Annotated in this window: 22 protein-coding genes; 7 read left to right on the top strand and 15 right to left on the bottom strand. The window is 74.4% G+C overall.

Features of this window, described 5'->3' with window-relative positions; genetic code table 11:
* Nucleotides 1-12 precede the first annotated feature (12 nt).
* Nucleotides 13-801: a dihydrofolate reductase family protein gene (locus tag BMY04_RS10655; RefSeq protein WP_170854077.1), complete on the bottom strand. Its 789-nt coding sequence runs from the start codon at nucleotides 799-801 to the stop codon at nucleotides 13-15.
* 107 nt (nucleotides 802-908) lie between these two features.
* Between BMY04_RS10655 and BMY04_RS10650 the strand changes: the two genes are divergently transcribed.
* The 3 genes from BMY04_RS10650 (at nucleotide 909) to BMY04_RS10640 (ending at nucleotide 2,642) form a co-directional block, all read left to right on the top strand.
* The gene (locus tag BMY04_RS10650; protein WP_091179748.1) at nucleotides 909-1,745 is read left to right on the top strand and encodes a polyphosphate kinase 2 family protein; all 837 of its coding nucleotides are present in this window, start codon (nucleotides 909-911) and stop codon (nucleotides 1,743-1,745) included.
* Nucleotides 1,746-1,831: 86 nt separating this feature from the next.
* The gene (locus BMY04_RS10645) at nucleotides 1,832-2,416 is read left to right on the top strand and encodes a hypothetical protein (protein ID WP_091179533.1); all 585 of its coding nucleotides are present in this window, start codon (nucleotides 1,832-1,834) and stop codon (nucleotides 2,414-2,416) included.
* 1 nt (nucleotide 2,417) lies between these two features.
* The gene (locus BMY04_RS10640; RefSeq protein ID WP_091179531.1) at nucleotides 2,418-2,642 is read left to right on the top strand and encodes a hypothetical protein; all 225 of its coding nucleotides are present in this window, start codon (nucleotides 2,418-2,420) and stop codon (nucleotides 2,640-2,642) included.
* A gap of 88 nt (nucleotides 2,643-2,730) precedes the next feature.
* On the opposite strand, the gene BMY04_RS10635 is transcribed toward BMY04_RS10640, so the two are convergent.
* From BMY04_RS10635 to BMY04_RS10590, 12 genes are all read right to left on the bottom strand, one after another.
* Nucleotides 2,731-3,612 carry a sirohydrochlorin chelatase gene (locus BMY04_RS10635; RefSeq protein WP_091179530.1) on the bottom strand — a complete coding sequence of 294 codons (882 nt, stop codon included), beginning with the start codon at nucleotides 3,610-3,612 and terminating at the stop codon, nucleotides 2,731-2,733.
* Nucleotides 3,609-4,976, bottom strand: coding sequence for a sulfate adenylyltransferase subunit 1 (locus BMY04_RS10630; protein WP_091179528.1), 1,368 nt, complete (start codon nucleotides 4,974-4,976; stop codon nucleotides 3,609-3,611). The genes BMY04_RS10635 and BMY04_RS10630 overlap by 4 nt, the downstream gene beginning before the upstream one ends.
* Nucleotides 4,976-5,896, bottom strand: coding sequence for a sulfate adenylyltransferase subunit CysD (cysD, locus tag BMY04_RS10625; RefSeq protein ID WP_091179526.1), 921 nt, complete (start codon nucleotides 5,894-5,896; stop codon nucleotides 4,976-4,978). Before cysD ends, BMY04_RS10630 begins: the two co-directional genes overlap by 1 nt.
* Nucleotides 5,893-6,444 carry an adenylyl-sulfate kinase gene (gene cysC, locus BMY04_RS10620; protein ID WP_170854076.1) on the bottom strand — a complete coding sequence of 184 codons (552 nt, stop codon included), beginning with the start codon at nucleotides 6,442-6,444 and terminating at the stop codon, nucleotides 5,893-5,895. The genes cysD and cysC overlap by 4 nt, the downstream gene beginning before the upstream one ends.
* Nucleotides 6,444-7,133 carry a phosphoadenylyl-sulfate reductase gene (locus tag BMY04_RS10615; RefSeq protein WP_091179522.1) on the bottom strand — a complete coding sequence of 230 codons (690 nt, stop codon included), beginning with the start codon at nucleotides 7,131-7,133 and terminating at the stop codon, nucleotides 6,444-6,446. The genes cysC and BMY04_RS10615 overlap by 1 nt, the downstream gene beginning before the upstream one ends.
* Entirely contained in the window at nucleotides 7,130-7,318 is a 189-nt protein-coding gene (locus BMY04_RS22355; RefSeq protein WP_139209822.1) for a hypothetical protein, read from the bottom strand. Before BMY04_RS22355 ends, BMY04_RS10615 begins: the two co-directional genes overlap by 4 nt.
* A complete protein-coding gene (locus tag BMY04_RS10610) occupies nucleotides 7,315-9,006 on the bottom strand; it encodes a nitrite/sulfite reductase (protein ID WP_091179746.1) in 1,692 nt (563 codons plus the stop codon). The genes BMY04_RS22355 and BMY04_RS10610 overlap by 4 nt, the downstream gene beginning before the upstream one ends.
* Before the next feature lie 242 nt (nucleotides 9,007-9,248).
* A complete protein-coding gene (locus tag BMY04_RS10605) occupies nucleotides 9,249-10,202 on the bottom strand; it encodes a YihY/virulence factor BrkB family protein (RefSeq protein ID WP_232506252.1) in 954 nt (317 codons plus the stop codon).
* 10 nt (nucleotides 10,203-10,212) lie between these two features.
* On the bottom strand, nucleotides 10,213-10,641 hold the full coding sequence (locus tag BMY04_RS10600) for a hypothetical protein (RefSeq protein ID WP_091179519.1): 429 nt from the start codon (nucleotides 10,639-10,641) through the stop codon (nucleotides 10,213-10,215).
* Entirely contained in the window at nucleotides 10,638-11,246 is a 609-nt protein-coding gene (locus BMY04_RS23315) for a molybdopterin-dependent oxidoreductase (RefSeq protein WP_232506250.1), read from the bottom strand. The genes BMY04_RS10600 and BMY04_RS23315 overlap by 4 nt, the downstream gene beginning before the upstream one ends.
* Entirely contained in the window at nucleotides 11,243-11,818 is a 576-nt protein-coding gene (locus BMY04_RS23310) for a hypothetical protein (RefSeq protein WP_232506249.1), read from the bottom strand. Before BMY04_RS23310 ends, BMY04_RS23315 begins: the two co-directional genes overlap by 4 nt.
* 12 nt (nucleotides 11,819-11,830) lie before the next feature.
* On the bottom strand, nucleotides 11,831-13,219 hold the full coding sequence (locus BMY04_RS10590; RefSeq protein WP_091179517.1) for a hypothetical protein: 1,389 nt from the start codon (nucleotides 13,217-13,219) through the stop codon (nucleotides 11,831-11,833).
* 112 nt (nucleotides 13,220-13,331) lie between these two features.
* On the opposite strand from BMY04_RS10590, the gene BMY04_RS10585 reads away from it, so the two are divergent.
* Genes BMY04_RS10585 through BMY04_RS10570 form a run of 4 tightly spaced genes read left to right on the top strand, consistent with a single transcriptional unit; the run spans nucleotide 13,332 to nucleotide 16,469 of the window.
* Complete coding sequence (locus BMY04_RS10585) at nucleotides 13,332-14,075, top strand: glycosyltransferase family 2 protein (RefSeq protein ID WP_091179515.1); 744 nt, start codon at nucleotides 13,332-13,334, stop codon at nucleotides 14,073-14,075.
* Entirely contained in the window at nucleotides 14,072-14,815 is a 744-nt protein-coding gene (locus BMY04_RS10580) for a TIGR04282 family arsenosugar biosynthesis glycosyltransferase (RefSeq protein ID WP_232506241.1), read from the top strand. Before BMY04_RS10585 ends, BMY04_RS10580 begins: the two co-directional genes overlap by 4 nt.
* The gene (locus BMY04_RS10575; RefSeq protein ID WP_198410056.1) at nucleotides 14,812-15,480 is read left to right on the top strand and encodes a class I SAM-dependent methyltransferase; all 669 of its coding nucleotides are present in this window, start codon (nucleotides 14,812-14,814) and stop codon (nucleotides 15,478-15,480) included. Before BMY04_RS10580 ends, BMY04_RS10575 begins: the two co-directional genes overlap by 4 nt.
* Nucleotides 15,477-16,469 (top strand): NAD-dependent epimerase/dehydratase family protein, encoded by a 993-nt coding sequence (locus tag BMY04_RS10570; RefSeq protein WP_091179513.1) that lies wholly within the window; start codon nucleotides 15,477-15,479, stop codon nucleotides 16,467-16,469. Before BMY04_RS10575 ends, BMY04_RS10570 begins: the two co-directional genes overlap by 4 nt.
* A gap of 5 nt (nucleotides 16,470-16,474) precedes the next feature.
* Here BMY04_RS10570 and BMY04_RS10565 read toward each other — a convergent pair whose 3' ends face one another.
* Nucleotides 16,475-16,732 (bottom strand): hypothetical protein, encoded by a 258-nt coding sequence (locus BMY04_RS10565; protein ID WP_091179511.1) that lies wholly within the window; start codon nucleotides 16,730-16,732, stop codon nucleotides 16,475-16,477.
* Nucleotides 16,733-16,764: 32 nt separating this feature from the next.
* Nucleotides 16,765-17,268: a VanZ family protein gene (locus tag BMY04_RS10560; protein ID WP_091179509.1), complete on the bottom strand. Its 504-nt coding sequence runs from the start codon at nucleotides 17,266-17,268 to the stop codon at nucleotides 16,765-16,767.
* Nucleotides 17,269-17,303 lie beyond the last annotated feature (35 nt).

The raw sequence follows: 17,303 nt of genomic DNA, 5'->3' as shown, positions 1-17,303 counted from the left end.
ACCCTGCCACCCCTACTCCAGGCGGCCGACCGGTTTTTCGGGCAGCGTGCGATAGCTGGTGAAGACCGCGTCGTCCTCGCCGCGCAGGACGTAGGCGAGCGAGAGCGCGAGGGGGTCGGGCAGGCCGTCGCCCCGGGTCGTCCGCGGCCCCGGCCCGGCGACCACGGTCGGCGCCAGCGTCAGCAGCACCTCGTCGACGAGCCCGAGCGCGAGCAGCTCGCGGTGCAGGCCGGGGCCGCCCTCGCAGAGCAGCCGCGGGAGCCCCCGGCCGGCGAGGTCGTCGAGCACGGCGGCCAGGTCGACGGAGTCGGTCCCGCGCTGGAGCACCTCGACGCCGGCGTCGCGCAGGGCGTCGAGGCGTCCGGGCGGTGCCGTGGTCGTCGTGGCCACGACCACCGGGCCGCCCTCGCCGGTGGCCGGGGTGGCGATCTGCGGGTCAAGGTCGGCGCTGGCGCTGACGACGACGAGGGTGGGGAAGGGCGCCAGCCCCTCGCGGGCCCGCACGTCGCGCTGCCAGTCGGCGAGGTCGACGGCCCGGTAGCCCTCGGCCCGCGCGGTGCCTGCGGCCACGACGACCGCGTCGCACAGCGCGCGGTGCAGCGCGAAGTGGTGGGCGTCGCTGTCCGGGCTGATGCTGCCCGAGCTGCCGTCGGCGCCGGTGATCGAGCCGTCGACCGTCGAGACGAAGTTCGTCCGCAGCCAGGCGTGCGAGGGCGGGACGGGGAAGCGCAGGAGCTCGACCAGCTCGGCGGGGCCGAGCTCGCCGGCCGGGGTGCCGCGGCGGTCGTGGAGGAGGTGCACGCGGGCATCCTGGCACGGTGCATGATCAGCACGTGTCGAAGCACCGCGGCTCGAACGCCACCAAGTACGACAAGCAGACCGACGCACCCACCGAGGAGCAGCGCCCGCTGAGCGAGCTGCTCCGGCTGCCGGCGGGCGCGGTCGACCTGTCCAGCATCCCGACCGGCTCGACCCTCGGGTTCCCCGGCCGCGGCAAGGCCGATGCCGGGTCGGTCACCGCCGACCTGCGCCCCGAGCTCGACGAGCTGCAGGAACGGTTGTTCGCCACCGGGCGCTCGACGCCGGAGACGGCGCCCAAGGTCCTGCTCGTGCTGCAGGGCATGGACACCTCGGGCAAGGGCGGTGTCGTCCGGCACGCGATCGGGATGGTCGACCCGCAGGGCGTCGACATCACCTCGTTCAAGGCGCCGACGAAGACCGAGCTCGCCCACCCCTTCCTGTGGCGCATCGAGCGGGCGCTGCCGGGGCCCGGGACGATCGGCGTCTTCGACCGCTCGCACTACGAGGACGTGCTCATCGTCCGCGTGCGCAACCTCGTGCCCGAGGCCGAGTGGTCGGCGCGCTACGACGAGATCAACGACTGGGAGGCCCGGCTCGTCGACTCCGGGACGACCGTCGTCAAGTGCTTCCTGCACGTCTCGCACGAGGAGCAGAAGGAGCGCCTGCTGGCGCGGCTGGACGACCCCACCAAGCACTGGAAGTACAACCCGGGCGACGTCGACGAGCGCCAGCTGTGGCCGGCGTACACCGAGGCGTACGAGGCGGCGCTGGAACGCTGCAGCACGCAGCACGCGCCGTGGTTCGTCGTGCCGGCCGACCGCAAGTGGTACCGCAACTGGGCCGTCGCGCAGCTGCTCGTCGAGCACCTGCGCGCGCTCGACCTGCGCTGGCCGGCCGCCGACTACGACGTGAGCACGGAGCAGGCCCGGGTCACTTCCTCCTGAGCGGTTCGGGCTGGGCGGTTTGGGGCCCCGGGTGCACGGGGTAGGGGTACGGGGACGTACGCAGTCCTCGACCGACAAGGAACCCCATGGCAGAGCGCGACACCCTCATCCGTTCCATGCACGACCTCGGCGCAGCCGCCTGGTTCGGCGGCTCGCTCATGGGCGCCGTCGGCGTCAACGGCGCGGCGGACGCGGCGAAGGACCCGACCGAGCGGCTCCGGCTGTCGAGCATCGGCTGGGCGAAGTGGACCCCGTGGCAGGTCGCGGCGGTCGGCGTGCACGCCGTCGGCGGCATCGGCCTCCTCATCACCAACCGTCGCCGCTCGCGCCAGCAGCCGGGCGCGACGGCCAACAACGTGGTCAAGATCATCGTGACCGCGGCCGCCGCCGGCGTCACCGCCTACTCCGGCACCCTCGGCGCCAAGGTCCTCAAGCACGCCGACGAGGGCGCGGAGGGTTCCGTGACGCCGGGGAGCACCAGCAGCGCCGAGCTGGCCAGCGCGCAGCGCCAGCTCAAGGTCTGCCAGTACCTCATCCCGGCCCTCAGCGGCACGCTCATCGTCCTCGGGGCGATCCACGGCGAGCAGCAGCGCGGCGTCGCCGGTCTGCTGGACCTGAGCGGCGACGAGGTGCAGCACGGTCTGCGCCAGGCGGTGCGTAAGGTCCTCTGACGTGGACATCTTCGAACGCATCACCTACGCCCGCGACCAGGCTCTCGAGGCCGAGCGGACCGAGCGCAAGCGCCTCGCCGACGCCGACACGGCTGAGCTCCAGCAGGCCGCGTCGGTCCGCCTGGCCACCCGCCAGGCGGTCCGGGAGGCGTTGGACGACGTGCTCGACGAGAAGTCGGACCCGGAGGCGGAGCTGAGCGGCCCGGCCGCCGGCGCCCAGGGCTGAGCGCGCAGCACCCGGGCACGGCAGTGCCCCGGACCCCCTCAGGGGGCCGGGGCACTCGTGTCTGTGCCGCGCCTGCCGAGCGCTGCGCTCAGGCGCTGACGACCGAGAGGTGCCGGGCCGGGAGCTCCTCGAGCTCGTCGACGGCCTCGTCGTCGAAGGTGTCGTCGTACGGCGCGGGCTCGTAGGAGCCCTCGTCGAAGGCCGCGGCCTCGTAGGGGACCGGCGTGTCGACGTCCACGAGCTCCATGGCCGCCACGACGTAGCGCGTCAGCGCCACCTCGATGATCTCCGGCTCGCCGCCCATCGGCGCGGACACGGCGGTGGCGCCCGCCTCGAGCGCGGCCTCGGCCTCGGCGGTCCAGACCAGGCCGGGCGAGAGGTACCAGCTGCCGACGGCGACGTGGCGCCGCCCCTGCGCGCGCAGCGTGCGCACGGCCTCGGCCGTGCTCGGGCCCGACCCGGTCGCGTACGCGGTGACGCAGGGCAGTCGGTGGTGCGTGGCCCACTGACGCGCGCGGCGCGCGATGATCGCGTTGCTGCGGACGTCGACGCTGCCGGCGGCGGCGAAGACCAGGCCGTCGAGCTCGGCGACGTGGCGGGCGCGCAGCGCGTCGCGCAGCCGCCGGTCGACGACGGACAGCAGCTGGGCCTCGGGACCGATCGGTCGGGAGGCGCCGACGCGCACGCCCTCGTGGGCGGCGTTGAGCTCCGCGACGAGGCCGGGCACCTCCTCCTCGGTGCCGAAGGCGTCCGAGAGCAGCAGCGGGACGAGCACGACCTCCTCGACGCCGTCGGCGGCGAGCCGGCCCACGACGTCGTGCGCGGTCGGGCCGGTCACGTCCAGGTAGGCGGCGTGCACGTCGAGGTTGGGGCGCAGCGCGCGCAGCCCCTTGCTGATCTGCCGGCTGATCTCCGGCGTGCGGGGGTCGTGGCTGCCCGGTCCGAGCAGGACGAGCGTGGGAGCGGTCATGGGGTCACCAATCCTTCGGTACGCAGGCTCGTGGGGCCGGCCATGCCGGCGGCGAGGGTCCAGCCGTCCGTCTCGTCGACGAGGACGAACGAGCCGGTCCCGCGGTGCTCCTTGTAGGGGTCGACGGGCAGCGGCGCGGCCAGCGAGAGCCGGACGCGGCCGATGTCGTTGAGACCGAGCGACTCCGCCGGCACCCAGGTCGGGACCGACCCGGACTCGAAGTCGAGGTCGAGGACGCCCTCGACCCGCTTGACGATCGCCTTGGTGAGCGAGGTGCCGTGCTGCACGAGCACCCGGCTGCCGGGGGCGAGGGTCCGCTCCGCGAGCCAGCAGACGGTGCCGGCCAGGTCGCGGGTGGGAGCGGGCGGCGCCTCGACCGAGGCGAGCACGGCGCCCCGCGAGACGTCGAGGTCGCGGTCGAGCCGGAGGACGACCGATTGCCCGGCGACGGCGAGGTCGAGCGGCCCGTCGGGGGTGTCCACCGCCTCGACCTTCGCGTGACCGCCGCCCGGCAGCACGACGACCTCCTCACCGACCGTGATGCGCCCGGAGGCGACCTTGCCGGCGTAGCCGCGGTAGTCGCCGTCGACCGTGGGCGCCGAGGCGGCCCAGGGCGCGAGGCCGGCCGACTGCGGGCGGACGACGTTCTGGACGGGGAAGCGGAAGTCCTCGCCGACCTCGAGCGAGGTGTCGTCGACGCCCTCGAGGTAGCCGAGCACGGTCGGCCCGTCGTACCAGGCCATCCGCGACGAGCGGGTCACGATGTTGTCGCCCTCGAGCGCCGACACCGGGATGGCGTGGCTGTCGGCCACGCCGAGGCTGCGGGCCAGCAGGGCGAAGTCGGTCGCGATGGACGTGAAGACGTCCTCGGAGTAGTCGACGAGGTCGATCTTGTTGACCGCGAGGACGACGTGCGGGACGCGCAGCAGGGCGGCCACGGCCAGGTGGCGCCGGGTCTGCTCGACGACGCCCTTGCGCGCGTCGACGAGCAGCACGATCACGTGCGCCGTGGAGGCGCCGGTCACGGTGTTGCGCGTGTACTGCACGTGCCCCGGGCAGTCGGCCAGGACGAACTTGCGCCCCGCCGTCGCGAAGTAGCGGTAGGCGACGTCGATCGTGATGCCCTGCTCGCGCTCGGCGCGCAGGCCGTCGGTCAGCAGCGCCAGGTCGGCGTGGTCGAGCCCCTTGCGGCGGCTGGCCGTCTCGATCGAGTCGAGGGTGTCGGTGAGCACCGAGTTCGTGTCGAAGAGCAGCCGCCCGACCAGGGTCGACTTGCCGTCGTCCACCGAGCCCGCCGTGGCGAGCCGGAGCAGCGTACGGCGGCCCTGCAGCGCGGCCTCGCGCTCGGCCTGAAGAGTCGGCATCAGAAGTAGCCCTCCCGCTTGCGGTCTTCCATGGCGGCCTCGCTCAGCCGGTCGTCGGCGCGGGTGGCGCCGCGCTCGGTGAGCGAGCTCAGCCCGACCTCGGTGATCACGTCGGCGACGGTCGTCGCGTCGGACAGCACGGCGGCGGTGCACGACATGTCCCCGACGGTGCGGTAGCGCACCGAGCGGACGCTGGTCTCCTCGCCCTCCTTGACCGGCGTGACCGGCGTGATCGCCACCCACATCCCGTCGCGCAGGGCGACCTCGCGCTCGTGGGCGTAGTAGATCGACGGCAGCGCGATCTTCTCCGCCTCGATGTAGTCCCAGACGTCGAGCTCGGTCCAGTTCGACAGCGGGAAGACGCGGACGTGCTCGCCGGGCAGGTGCCGGCCGTTGTAGAGCGACCAGAGCTCGGGGCGCTGGTTGCGCGGGTCCCACTGGCCGAACTCGTCGCGCAGGCTGAAGATGCGCTCCTTGGCCCGGGCGCGCTCCTCGTCGCGGCGGCCGCCGCCGAAGACCGCGTCGTGCCGGCCCGCGGTGATGGCGTCGAGCAGCGGGACGGTCTGCAGCGGGTTGCGCTGGCCGTCGGGACGCTCGCGCAGGCGGCCGTCGTCGATGTAGTCCTGCACCGACGCGACCTTGACGTCGGCGCCGTAGAAGGCGCTCGCCTGGTCGCGGTAGGTCAGGACCTCGGGGAAGTTGTGGCCCGTGTCGACGTGCAGCAGCTCGAACGGCACCGGCGCCGGCCAGAAGGCCTTCGCCGCCAGGTGCAGCATGACGACCGAGTCCTTGCCGCCGGAGAAGAGCATCACCGGGCGGCGGAAGGTCGCCGCCACCTCGCGGAAGATGTGGATCGACTCCGACTCCAGGGCCTGGAGCTCGCTCAGCGGGCGCAGGGCCCGACCGGTGGTGGGGGTCACGCGGAGGTCCTCTCGAGGGGACGGGCGAGGATCTGGTGGAGCAGCGCGTACGCCCGGTCCACCGAGGTGCCGAGGTCGAGCGCGGCGGTGTCGAGCTCGAGCTCCGCCGTGGCGGGCTGCTCGTACGGGTCGTCGACGCCGGTCATGCCGCTGATCTCGCCGCGGCGGGCCCGGGCGTAGAGCCCCTTGACGTCGCGCTGCTCGGCGACCTCGAGCGAGGTCGACACGAACACCTCGCCGAAGGCCACGCCGTGCGCGGCGTGGTCGTCACGGACGGCCTGGCGGGCCTCGGCGTACGGCGCGATGACGGGCACGAGCACGACGGTGCCGTGGGAGGCGAGCAGGCGGGCGACCCAGCCGATGCGGCGCACGTTCACGTCGCGGTCGGCGCGGGTGAACCCGAGCCCGGCGGACAGGTGCGGGCGCACCTCGTCGCCGTCGAGCACCTCCACGTCGACGCCCTCGGCCCGCAGCCGCTCGGCGAGCGCGTGGGAGACGGTGGACTTGCCGGCGCTGGGGAGACCGGTGAACCACACAGTGCCACCCATCACAGGTGGATCCCGCACTCGGTCTTGCCCAGCCCGGCCCAGCGCCCGGCGCGTGCGTCGGAACCGGTGGCGCGCACGGTGCACGGCTCGCAGCCGATGGACGGGTAGCCGTCCTCGAGCAGCGGGTTGAGCATCAGCGAGTTCTCCTCGACGTAGGCCGTCACGTCCTCGTCCGTCCAGCGGGCGATGGGGGAGACCTTGACCAGGTGGCGGCGCGCGTCCCAGGCCACGACGGGGGTGTTCGCGCGGGCGGGGGAGTCGGCGCGGCGCACGCCCGAGGCCCAGGCCGCGTACGGTTCCAGCGCCCGGCCGAGCGGCGCGACCTTGCGCATGCCGCAGCACGCGTCCGGGTTGGTCCGGAACAGGTCCTTGCCGTACGCCGCGTCCTGCTCGGCGACGCTGAGCTCCGGGGTGACGCTGATGAGGTTGACGTCGTGGACGAGCTTGACGGCGTCACGCGTGCCGATCGTCTCGACGAAGTGGTAGCCGGTGTCGAGGAAGACCACGTCGATGCCGGGCGCCACGCGCTCGGCGAGGCTGATCATCACGGTGTCCGCCAGCGACGACGTGACGACGAGCTCGCGGCCGAACTGCTCGTGGGCCCACGCCATGATCTCGAGCGCCGTGGCGTCCTCGAGCTCGCGGCTGGCCTCCGCGGCCAGGTCGGACAGGTCGAGCATCGTGCTCATGCAACACCTCCGTGACCAGGGGCGACGAGCCCCTTGAACGTCACGGCGAACGCCCGGCGGCACGAGCGGCATTCCCAGCCGCCGCCCTCGAGCGGGAAGAGCGTCTCCTCCGAGCAGTACGGGCAGTAGTTGATCGACTGCCGCTCGGCGCGGGGGGCGTGCGGTACCGGGGTGGAGTCGCTCACACCAGCACCGACTCGTCCGCGCGCGCGACCCACTGCGCGAACCGCTCGCCCTCGTGGCGCTCGGCGGTGAAGGACTTCGCGAGGCGCTCGACGTAGTCGGGCAGCTCGGCCGCGGTGACCTTGTGGCCGCGCAGCTTGCGGCCGAACCCGGCGTCCATGCCGAGGCCGCCGCCCAGGTGGACCTGGAAGCCCTCGACCTGGTCGCCGGCGGGCCCGGGGACCAGCTGGCCCTTGAGCCCGATGTCGGCGGTCTGGATGCGGGCGCAGGAGTTGGGGCAGCCGTTCAGGTGCACGGTGATGGGCGACTCCATCGCCCCGAGGCGGCTGTCGAGCTCGTCGACGAGGCGCGCGGCCTGAGCCTTGGTCTCGACGATCGCCAGCTTGCAGAACTCGATGCCCGTGCACGCCATGACCGAGCGCCGCCAGGCGTCGGGGCGGGCGGACAGGTCCAGCGCCTCGGCGCCGGCGACGAGGGAGTCGACCTGGTCGGCCGCGACGTCGAGCACGAGGATCTTCTGCATCGGCGTCGTCCGCAGCCGCGACGAGCCGTGCGCCTCGGCGAGGTCGGCCAGGGCCACCAGGCGGGCGCCGTCGACCCGGCCGGCCTTCGCGGCCAGCCCGACGAAGAACGTGCCGTCCTTCTGCTCGTTGACGCCGACGTGGTCCCCGGGCCGCTCGGGCGTGGCGGGCGCCGGGCCGTCGAGCATGGGGCGGTGCAGGTACTCGTTCTCGAGCACCTCGCGGAACTTCTCCGGACCCCAGTCGGCGACGAGGAACTTGATGCGGGCGCGCGTGCGCAGGCGGCGGTAGCCGTAGTCGCGGAACACGCCGCACACGCCGGCCCACACCTCGGCGACCTCCTCGCGGGGAACCCAGGCGCCGAGGCGCTGCGCCAGCATCGGGTTCGTCGACAGGCCCCCGCCGACCCAGACGTCGAAGCCCGGCCCGTGCTCGGGGTGCTCGACGCCGACGAAGGCGATGTCGTTGATCTCCGGCACCACGTCCTGCAGCGGGTGGCCGGTGATCGCGGTCTTGAACTTGCGCGGCAGGTTCGCGTACTGCGGGTCGCCGATGAAGCGGTCGCGGATCTCGCGGATCGCGGGCGTCGGGTCGATGATCTCGTCGGCGGCGATGCCGGCCACCGGCGAGCCGAGGACGACGCGCGGGCAGTCGCCGCAGGCCTCGGTCGTGTCGAGGCCGACCGCCTCGAGGCGACGCCAGATCTCGGGGACGTCCTCGATGCGGATCCAGTGCAGCTGGACGTTCTGGCGGTCGGTGATGTCGGCGGTCCCGCGGGCGAAGTCCACCGAGATCTGGCCGATGACGCGCAGCTGCTCACTGGTCAGTGCGCCGCCGTCGATGCGGACGCGGAGCATGAAGTACTCGTCGTCGAGCTCGTGCGGCTCGAGCGTGGCGGTCTTGCCGCCGTCGATGCCGGGCTTGCGCTGGGTGTAGAGGCCGTACCAGCGGAACCGTCCGCGCAGGTCGCCCGGGTCGATCGAGGCGAAGCCGCCGTGGGCGTAGATGTTCTCGATGCGCGCCCGGACGTTGAGCGGGTTGTCGTCCTTCTTGGACTGCTCGTTCGGGTTCAGCGGCTCCCGGTAGCCGAGCGCCCACTGGCCCTCGCCGCGGGGCTTGCGCGGGCGGGGTGTACGCGTGACGGTCGGGGTGGGGTTCTCGCCGGTCATCGGTTCCTTCTTCACTGCAGCCCGCGGCGTCGCGCCGGACGTCGGGGAAGGGGGGTCGGGTGGTCGAGCGGGGCGTCAGTGCCCGGGCGTCATCCACGGCCGACACATCATCGAACCGGTGCGGCCGAGGTCCACGACCCGACGCCGGGTCAAGCCGGCAGGGACCAGCGGCTGGCTGGTCCCTCGGTCGGCACGCACCCTCACACGATCCGGCGCGCGCTGCCGTCGATCAAATCTGAATCTCAGATCTCGGGACGCGTGTCCGCACTCTGGACATCACGGTCCTCCTCGCGGTGGTCGATCCCGGTCAGCCGCGGCCAGACGTCGTCGGCGGCGGCGTTGAACGCGGCACCCACGAGCACGGCGAGGGACATCACGTACAGCCAGATCAGGACGGCGATCGGGGCGGAGAGCGGGCCGTAGATGGTGGTCGAGCCGGAGGAGGCGCCGAGCACGACGCGCAGCAGCACGCTGCCCAGCACCCAGATGAGCAGCGACAGCGCGGCGCCCGGCAGGCCGCTGCGCCACCGGCTGCGCAGCGGGATCGACCGGTTGTAGACGCCTGCCAGGAAGAGCCCGCCGACCAGCAGGACGACCGGCCAGTAGAGCGCGCCCAGGAACTCCAGGCGTGCGGGCAGCACGCGGTTGACTAGGGACGGTCCAGCGAGCACGAGCGGCACGAGGACCACGCTGATGACCATGAGGACGAGGTAGAAGACGAAGGACAGCAGCCGCTGTTGCACGAAGCCGCGCCGGCCGGCGAGCCCGTACATGATCGTGATGGTGTCGACGAAGACGTTGACCGCGCGGGAGCCCGACCACAGCGCGACCAGGAAGCCGATCGACACCACCGCCGCGCTGCCCTGGCTCAGCACGGTCTGCAGCGTCGGGGCGAGGATCCCGTCGACGACGTCGGTGGTGAGCACGCGGCCGGCGACGAGGAGCACCTGCTTCTGGAAGCTCGCCACCTCGCCGACGTCGAAGGCGCTCGCGACGAAGCCGATGAGGCCGGCGAGGCCGAAGATCAGCGGCGGCAGCGACAGGACGGTGAAGAAGGCGGCCTCCGCGGCGAGCCCCGTCACGCGGTAGCGGAAGCAGGCGACCAGCGTCTCCTTGGCCGCCTGCCACCCGCGGGTGCCGGTCAGGCGGGCGCGCCACGGGCGGGCGCGGGCCGTCGACCTCGGGCTCGCGCTCACGGGGTGAAGGCTAGTGCCGCCGACGTCGCGCGCCGCGCACCACGACGACGGCCGGCAGCGCGCCGACCAGGGCGAGGACGAGGACCGAGACCACCAGCCGCAGGCCGTACGCCCCCGGCAGCACGGTCGGGTTGGCGGGGCCGAGGTGCTGGGCCCAGAGCATCGGCGCGACGACGAGCACGAGCAGCCCGCACAGCAGGCCGGCGCCGAGCAGGACGGCCAGCGCCGCCGGGGGAAGCGCCCCGAGGACGCGGTGCGCGACCCACCGCAGGCCGACCAGGACCGGCGCGACCACCAGGTCGTGGAGCACGACCGCACCGAGCAGCCACACGACGAGCCACGCGTACGAGGCGGGCAGCACCGCGTCGGCCAGTGTCCACACCCCGTACAGCAGCACCGCCACGCCGACGCCGCCGAGGACCAGCCGCGCCCGCCTCATACCGCCTCGACCGACGTCAGCCACTTGGTCTGCCGCACCCCGGGCCGGGCGGGGGCGATCAGGCGGGCCGGGAAGCCGTGGTCCAGGTCGAGGTCCTCGCCGTTCAGCCGCAGCGCGACCAGCGTGCGGTCGTCCTGCGCGAACTCCCGCCCCATGTCGCTGGTGCGGTAGACGCCCTGCGGCTCGAGGCTGGTGCACCGCACCGGGGCCCCGCGGTCGCCGTCGACGAGGGCGAGCAGGTCCCGGACCCGGACGCCGGCCCAGTCGGCCGACGTGCTCCAGCCCTCGACGCACGCGATCGGCAGGGTGACGGACGTCTGCGGCAGCGCGAGCAGCTCGTCGCGACCCAGGCGTACGGTCCGCGCCCCGGTGACGGTGAGCCGCCAGCCGGGGTCGGTCGCCAGCGCCTCGACGCCGGCCGCCGCCGCCGTCCGGTTGACCGCGAGCGACTGCGGACCCTGGCGCGGCTCGCGCGGCGCGAAGAGGTTGGTCCCCGACAGCCAGGCGACGCTCTGGCCGGCGGTGACGACGGTGAGCCCGGCCGTGGCGGCGCCGACCGTCACGAAGAAGCCGCGGCGGCTGGTGCGGTCGGGGTCGGTGCTCACAGGCCCTCGTCGGGGGCTCCGCGGCGCCAGTGCCGCGCGATGGTCGGCAGCTGGACGGCGACGTGCAGCGCGACGGACCCGATGGCGACCCACGCCAGCGCGTGGTGCACGTCGCGGAACGCGAACCACGGCGCCCACGGGTACCACTGGTAGGTGTTCAGCAGGCCCATCCCGACCTGCAGCAGGGCGGACGCCACGAGGACGGCCACCGAGAGCCGCTCGAGCAGCTGCCGCACCGAGGAGAAGGGCGGGAAGGCGAAGAGCTTGGGGTAGACGGTCCAGAGCTTGGCCAGCAGCAGCGGGATGCAGGCGATCCCGGTGACGACGTGCAGCCCCTGCGTGAACCGGTAGAGCCCCGCCGGCCGGGTCGGGAACCTCATCCAGGGGTACGGGTCCTGCAGGAAGTGGCTGTACATCCCCGTGGCGAAGCACACGACGAAACCGACGCCGAGCAGCCGGCCGAGCACCACCGCCGTCCGTGCCGAGCGCGCCGGCGTCGCGAGCGACTCCTGGAGCCGTTCCGCCTGCTCCTCCAGCACCTGCGTGTCGAGCCTGCCGAGCCTCGTCGCCATCCGCTCCCGCCCCTACCAGCCGGTGTCCAGCAACGAGTTCACCATGGCCGCCCAGCCCGCGGTCAGCACCAGCGCCAGCGCCGACGTCCAGCGGCGCCGCACCAGGGCGAGGCCGGCGTACGCGACGGCCCCGAACGGCAGCCAGATCCGCTCGGTCTCGGCCTTGGACATCCCCGAGACGTCGGCCGCCAGGGCCGCCGCCGTCCCGGCCGTCGCGAGAAGTGCGACGACGGTGCCCTGCGTCCAGCCGTCGCGTCGGGTGCGGAGCAGGACGCCGACGCCGCGCACCACCCCGTACGCGAGCAGGGGGGACCAGGCGACGAGCCAGGCGGCCAGGTTGGCCCACACGAAGTAGGAGTACGGCCGGTCCGACGCCGTCTGCTGGTAGTAGCGCACCCGCAGCCGGGCCAGCCCGACGAACCAGTCGAAGCCCAGCGCGACGTGCGCGGCCGCGACCAGCGCGACGCCGGCCGCGCTCACCAGCCAGGAGCGGAGCACCGCCCGTAGGCCGACGCGGTGCGCGCCGACCGCGACCGCGGCCAGCACCACGAGCCCGAAGAGCACGAGGCCGTAGTTCAGGAAGACCGCCGCGCCGAGCAGGACCCCGCCGGCCAGGCTCGAGCCGAGGCGCCCACGTCCGGCGTCGGGGCTCGCGCCGCGGCAGGCGAGGGCGAGCCCGGCCACCGCGACGCCGGTGAACAGGCCGTCGGCGGAGACGGCCATCCAGACCGCGCCGGGCATCAGCGCGGCGAAGGGCACCACCCGGCGGGCGGCGTCGGGCGCGCCCAGCTCGCGCAGCGCGACCGGGAGCCCGACGGCCGCGGCCGAGGAGACGAGGACGCAGAGCAGCCCGGCCCAGAAGCCGCCGGGCAGGCCGACCGCGGCCAGCGCCCAGAAGACCAGCGTGGCCAGCGGCGGGTGGGCGGCCACGTGCGTGGTCCAGGCGTTGTCGCCGGTCACGTCGCCGCCGAAGGCGATGAAGTGCGTGAACGTGCGCAGGAACTCCGCCGGCGAGGTGATGCGGGGGAGGTCGTGCAGGTACTCGTTGGGGTTGGTCAGCACGCTCGTCCAACCCTTGACGAACCCGTCGATCATCACGAGCGAACCCATCCAGGCCAGGGCGAGCAGCCAGCCGGCGGCGAGCAGGCGGCGCCAGGGGAGCAGGGCGGCGTGGCGCTGCAGGAGCAGCCCCAGGGCGAGGCAGAGCACCGTGAGCGGAGTACCGACGCCGACGTGCGGGTGCCAGAAGGCGAGCAGCGGCGGGTAGGGCAGCACGATCGGCAGCCCTCGGGCGTTGAGGTCCTGCCCGACGAGCATCGACACGCGGACCAGCACCAGCGCGGCGACGACGGTGACGACCGCCGGGAGGGCTCGCCGGACCACCGACCCCGTCCGCGCCACGCCGTCAGCCTATATTCGGTCGCGGGCGACCGATCTCGGTCGTCCGCGCGGACCAGACCCCCGGAGGCCCGACATCCTTGGCGACCCCGCACCTGCGGCCGGCGCGGCGAACGTGACCGTGGTCCTCCCGTGCCTCGACGAGGCCCTCGCCCTGCCGGGCGTGCTGGCGCGCGTCCCCGAGGGCTGGCAGGCCCTGGTCGTGGACAACGGCTCCACCGACGGCAGCGCCGCGCTGGCCGCACGCCTCGGCGCCCGGGTGGTGCACGAGGGGCGCCGCGGGTACGGCGCGCCGGTGCACACCGGCATCGAGGCGGCCACCACCGAGGTGGTCGCCGTGATCGACTGCGACGGTTCCCTGGACCCGGCCGAGCTCGTCGGGCCGGCGGCGACGATCGCGCGCGGCGAGGCCGACCTCGTCGTCGGGCGCCGCCGGGTCGTCGAGCCGCGGTCGTGGCCGTGGCACGCACGCGCCGGGAACGCGGTGCTCGCCGCCCTGATCCGCTCCTCGACCGGGGTCGCGGTGCACGACATCGCGCCCGTACGGGTGGCCCAGCGCCAGGCGCTGCTCGACCTCGGGGTCGAGGACCGACGGTTCGGCTACCCGCTGGAGACCGTGCTCGCCGCCGCGCAGGCCGGCTGGCGGGTGGTCGAGGTCGACGTCACCTACCGGCGCCGCACCCTCGGCGGGCGTTCGAAGGTCAGCGGCTCGGTGCGCGGGACCCTGCGGGTCCTGCAGGACTTCACCCGCGTCCTGCTGCGCCGCCGCGGCCGGCGGACGGCTCCGCCCCACCACTCGCGCGCTCATCCGAACGGTGCTCATCCAGACCGTGCGACGACTCCGAACCCCCTCACGTGACGCCCCCGCCCGAAGCCCTGCCCACGGTGACCTTCGTCGTCCTGGCCAAGGCCCCCGTGCCCGGCCGGGTGAAGACCCGGTTGACGAGCGGCTACTCCGCGCACGAGGCCGCCGCGCTCGCCGGGGCCGCCCTGCTCGACACGCTCGACGGGGTCCGCGCGGCCGGGGTCCGCCTGGACGCGGGAGGCGCCGCGGGGGAGACCGGGACGCCCGGGCTCGTCTGCGCCCTGACCGGCGACCTCGCCCTCGCCGCGGCGCCGGCGGCGCTGGCCGACGGGCTGTCGACGTTCCGGGTGGTGGCCCAGCGCGGCGAGGGCCTCGGCGAGCGGATCGCGCACGCCCACCTCGACGCCGCCGGGCCCGCCGGCGCCACGGTGCAGGTCGGCATGGACACCCCGCAGGCCGACCCGGCGGTGCTGGCCGCCGCCGCCGCGCGGGTCGTGGCACCCGACGGGCCGGACGCGGTGATCGGGCCGGCCGCCGACGGCGGCTGGTGGCTGCTGGCCCTGCGCCGTGCCGTCGACGCCCGCCTGGTGGCCGCCGTCCCGATGTCGACGCCGCAGACCGGACGCCTGACGCGCGCCGCCCTCGAGGCGGCCGGCCTGCTCGTGGAGACCGCACCCGTGCTCTCCGACGTCGACGTGCCGGCCGACGTCGACCGCGTCGCGGCCGCCTGCCCGGGCAGCCGCTTCGCCGCGCTCGCCGACGTGCTCGGCGTGCGGCCGGCGGTGGCCTCGTGACCCAGCCGGAGGCGTTCTTCGAGCCGGGCTTCGCCGAGGGCCGCGCCCAGCTGCACACCGCCGAGGGCGACGTGTGGGAGCTCCCGCTCCCGCGGTGGGCCGCCGACGCGGGTCCCGGCGACCAGCGGCTGCTCTCCCGCTGCCGGGGGACCACGCTCGACGTCGGCTGCGGCCCGGGCCGGATGACCGCGGCGCTGTCGGGCCGCGGCGTCCGCGCCCTCGGCGTCGACGTGTCCCCGTCCGCGGTCGCCATGGCCCGCTCGCGCGGGGCCGTCGCGCTCAACCGCGACGTCTTCTCCCTCGACCGCGGGGCCCAGCGCTGGCGCCACGTCCTGCTCGTCGACGGCAACGTGGGGATCGGCGGCGACCCCGTACGGCTGCTGTGGCTGTGCCGCCGGCTGCTCGTCCCGGGCGGGACGGTCCTGGTCGACCTGGCCCCGCCCGGCCACGGCCTGCGCGTGACGACCGCGCGCCTTGTCGGCGCGGGCGCGCCCGGGGCCTGGTTCGCCTGGGCGGTGCTCGGCCTCGACGCCCTGGCCGTGGTCGCCGCGGCTGCCGGGCTACGCGTCGCGGAGACCTGGCTGGTCGAGGACGAGAACCGCTGGCAGGCCGAGCTGGTGCACGCCGACTCCTGGCCGGCGCCGGTCGCGGGGGCAGCGGCATGAGGGTGCTGGTCACCGGCGGCGCCGGGTTCATCGGGCGCCGGGTGGTGCTGCGCCTGCAGGAGCTCGGCCACGAGCCGGTCGTCCTCGACCGTGCGCTCGACGCGGCCGACGACGTCACCGACCTCCCGCGCGTCCGGGAGGTCATGGACGGCTGCGACGCCGTCGCTCATCTGGCGGCCAAGGTCGGGCTCGGCCTCGACATCGACGACATCGACGACTACGTCCGCACCAACGACGTCGGCACCGCCGTCGTGCTCCGGGCGGCGGCGAACCTCGGCGTCGGCCCGGTCGCGTACGCGTCGTCGATGGTCGTCTACGGCGAGGGCGCGTACGCCTGCCCGGTGCACGGCCCCACCAGCCCGCCGCCGCGCGCGGTCGCCGACCTCGAGGCCGGACGGTTCGACCCGCTCTGCCCGCGCTGCGGCGCCGACCTCGTTCCCGGGCTCGTTCCCGAGGACGCGGCCATGGACCCCCGGAACGTCTACGCCGCGACCAAGGCGCAGGGCGAGTACCTCGCTGCCGCGTGGGCCCGCGAGACCGGCGGCTCGGTCGCGGCGCTGCGGTTCCACAACGTCTACGGGCCCGGCATGCCGCGCAACACCCCGTACGCCGGCGTCGCCTCGCTGTTCGCGAGCGCGATCGCGCGCGGGGAGGCGCCGCGGGTGTTCGAGGACGGTGGCCAGCGACGCAACTTCGTCCACGTCGACGACGTGGCCGCCGCGGTGGTCACCGCGCTGGAGGCGGCGTCGGCGGGCGGGCTCGCGCCGGGTGTCACCCCGCTCAACATCGGCTCGCCCGACGTCACCACCGTCGGCCGCATGGCGGAGGTCCTCAGCGAGGAGCTGCACGGGCCGGCCCCGGTCGTCACGGGCCAGTTCCGCCTCGGCGACGTCCGCCACATCACCGCCGACTGCTCGGCGGCGGAGCGCGTCCTGGGCTGGCGGGCCGTCCGCCCGCTGTCGAGCATCGCGGAGCTGGCCACGGGCTGAACCGCTCAGGCCTCGCCCCGGGCGTCGGCGAGCCCGGCACCGGCGAGCACGAACGACAGTCCCCGGGACCCCCGGGTGAGCAGCACCGCCAGCGGTGACAGCAGGCCCGGGACGGTGAGGACCAGGGCGAGGACCTGGGACGGACCTTCGGGGTCGACCACCTCGACCAGCGCGATCGCGGCGGCCCACGCCGGGCCGACCCAGCCGAGCAGGAGCCGGCGCCCCGGCCCGGGCTCGACGGACCAGGTCGGCCGCAGCCACACGAGCCGCTGGCCGACGGAGGCCCCCGAGCCCGTCAGCCGTCAGCGACGCGGTAGGCGCAGTCGTAGAGCCCCCACAGCGCGGTGCCCTTGGTGGACTCGATCGCCAGCGAGGCGAGCAGCCCGAGCGCGGTCGTCATGACCAGCGAGCGGCCGCCGAACCGGCGCACCAGCAGGCCGAACGGCACGAACAGCGCCACGTTGAACACGACCTGGAGGGTGACGGTGCTGGTGAGCGTCCCCACGACGCCGAGACCGGCCGTCTCGCGGGCGATGTCGCGCAGGAACTGGAACGGCACCAGCTGGATCCGGGCACCGCCCGACGGCCCGCAGTTGGCCTGGCCGCCGGGCAACGGCAGGAACGTGTACGCCACCAGCGCGACCGCGTACACGCAGACGGCGGACACCGCCAGCACGCGGCGCGGGCTCAGCCGTCCGTAGCGGCGGTACTGGACGACGAGCACCGGCACGAGGAGGACGGCGAAGAGGGCGAGGCCCCCGACCAGCGCCACACGCAGGGGCAGGTCGAACTGGCTCACGCGCTCATGATGGGGGACCTGGTGCGCCGGACGTT

Source organism: Microlunatus flavus (genome assembly GCF_900110855.1).
Classification (GTDB): Bacteria; Actinomycetota; Actinomycetes; order Propionibacteriales; family Propionibacteriaceae; genus Microlunatus; species Microlunatus flavus.
Note: the sequence above shows the minus strand (reverse complement) of the source record. Positions and strands in the feature narration are given on the sequence as shown.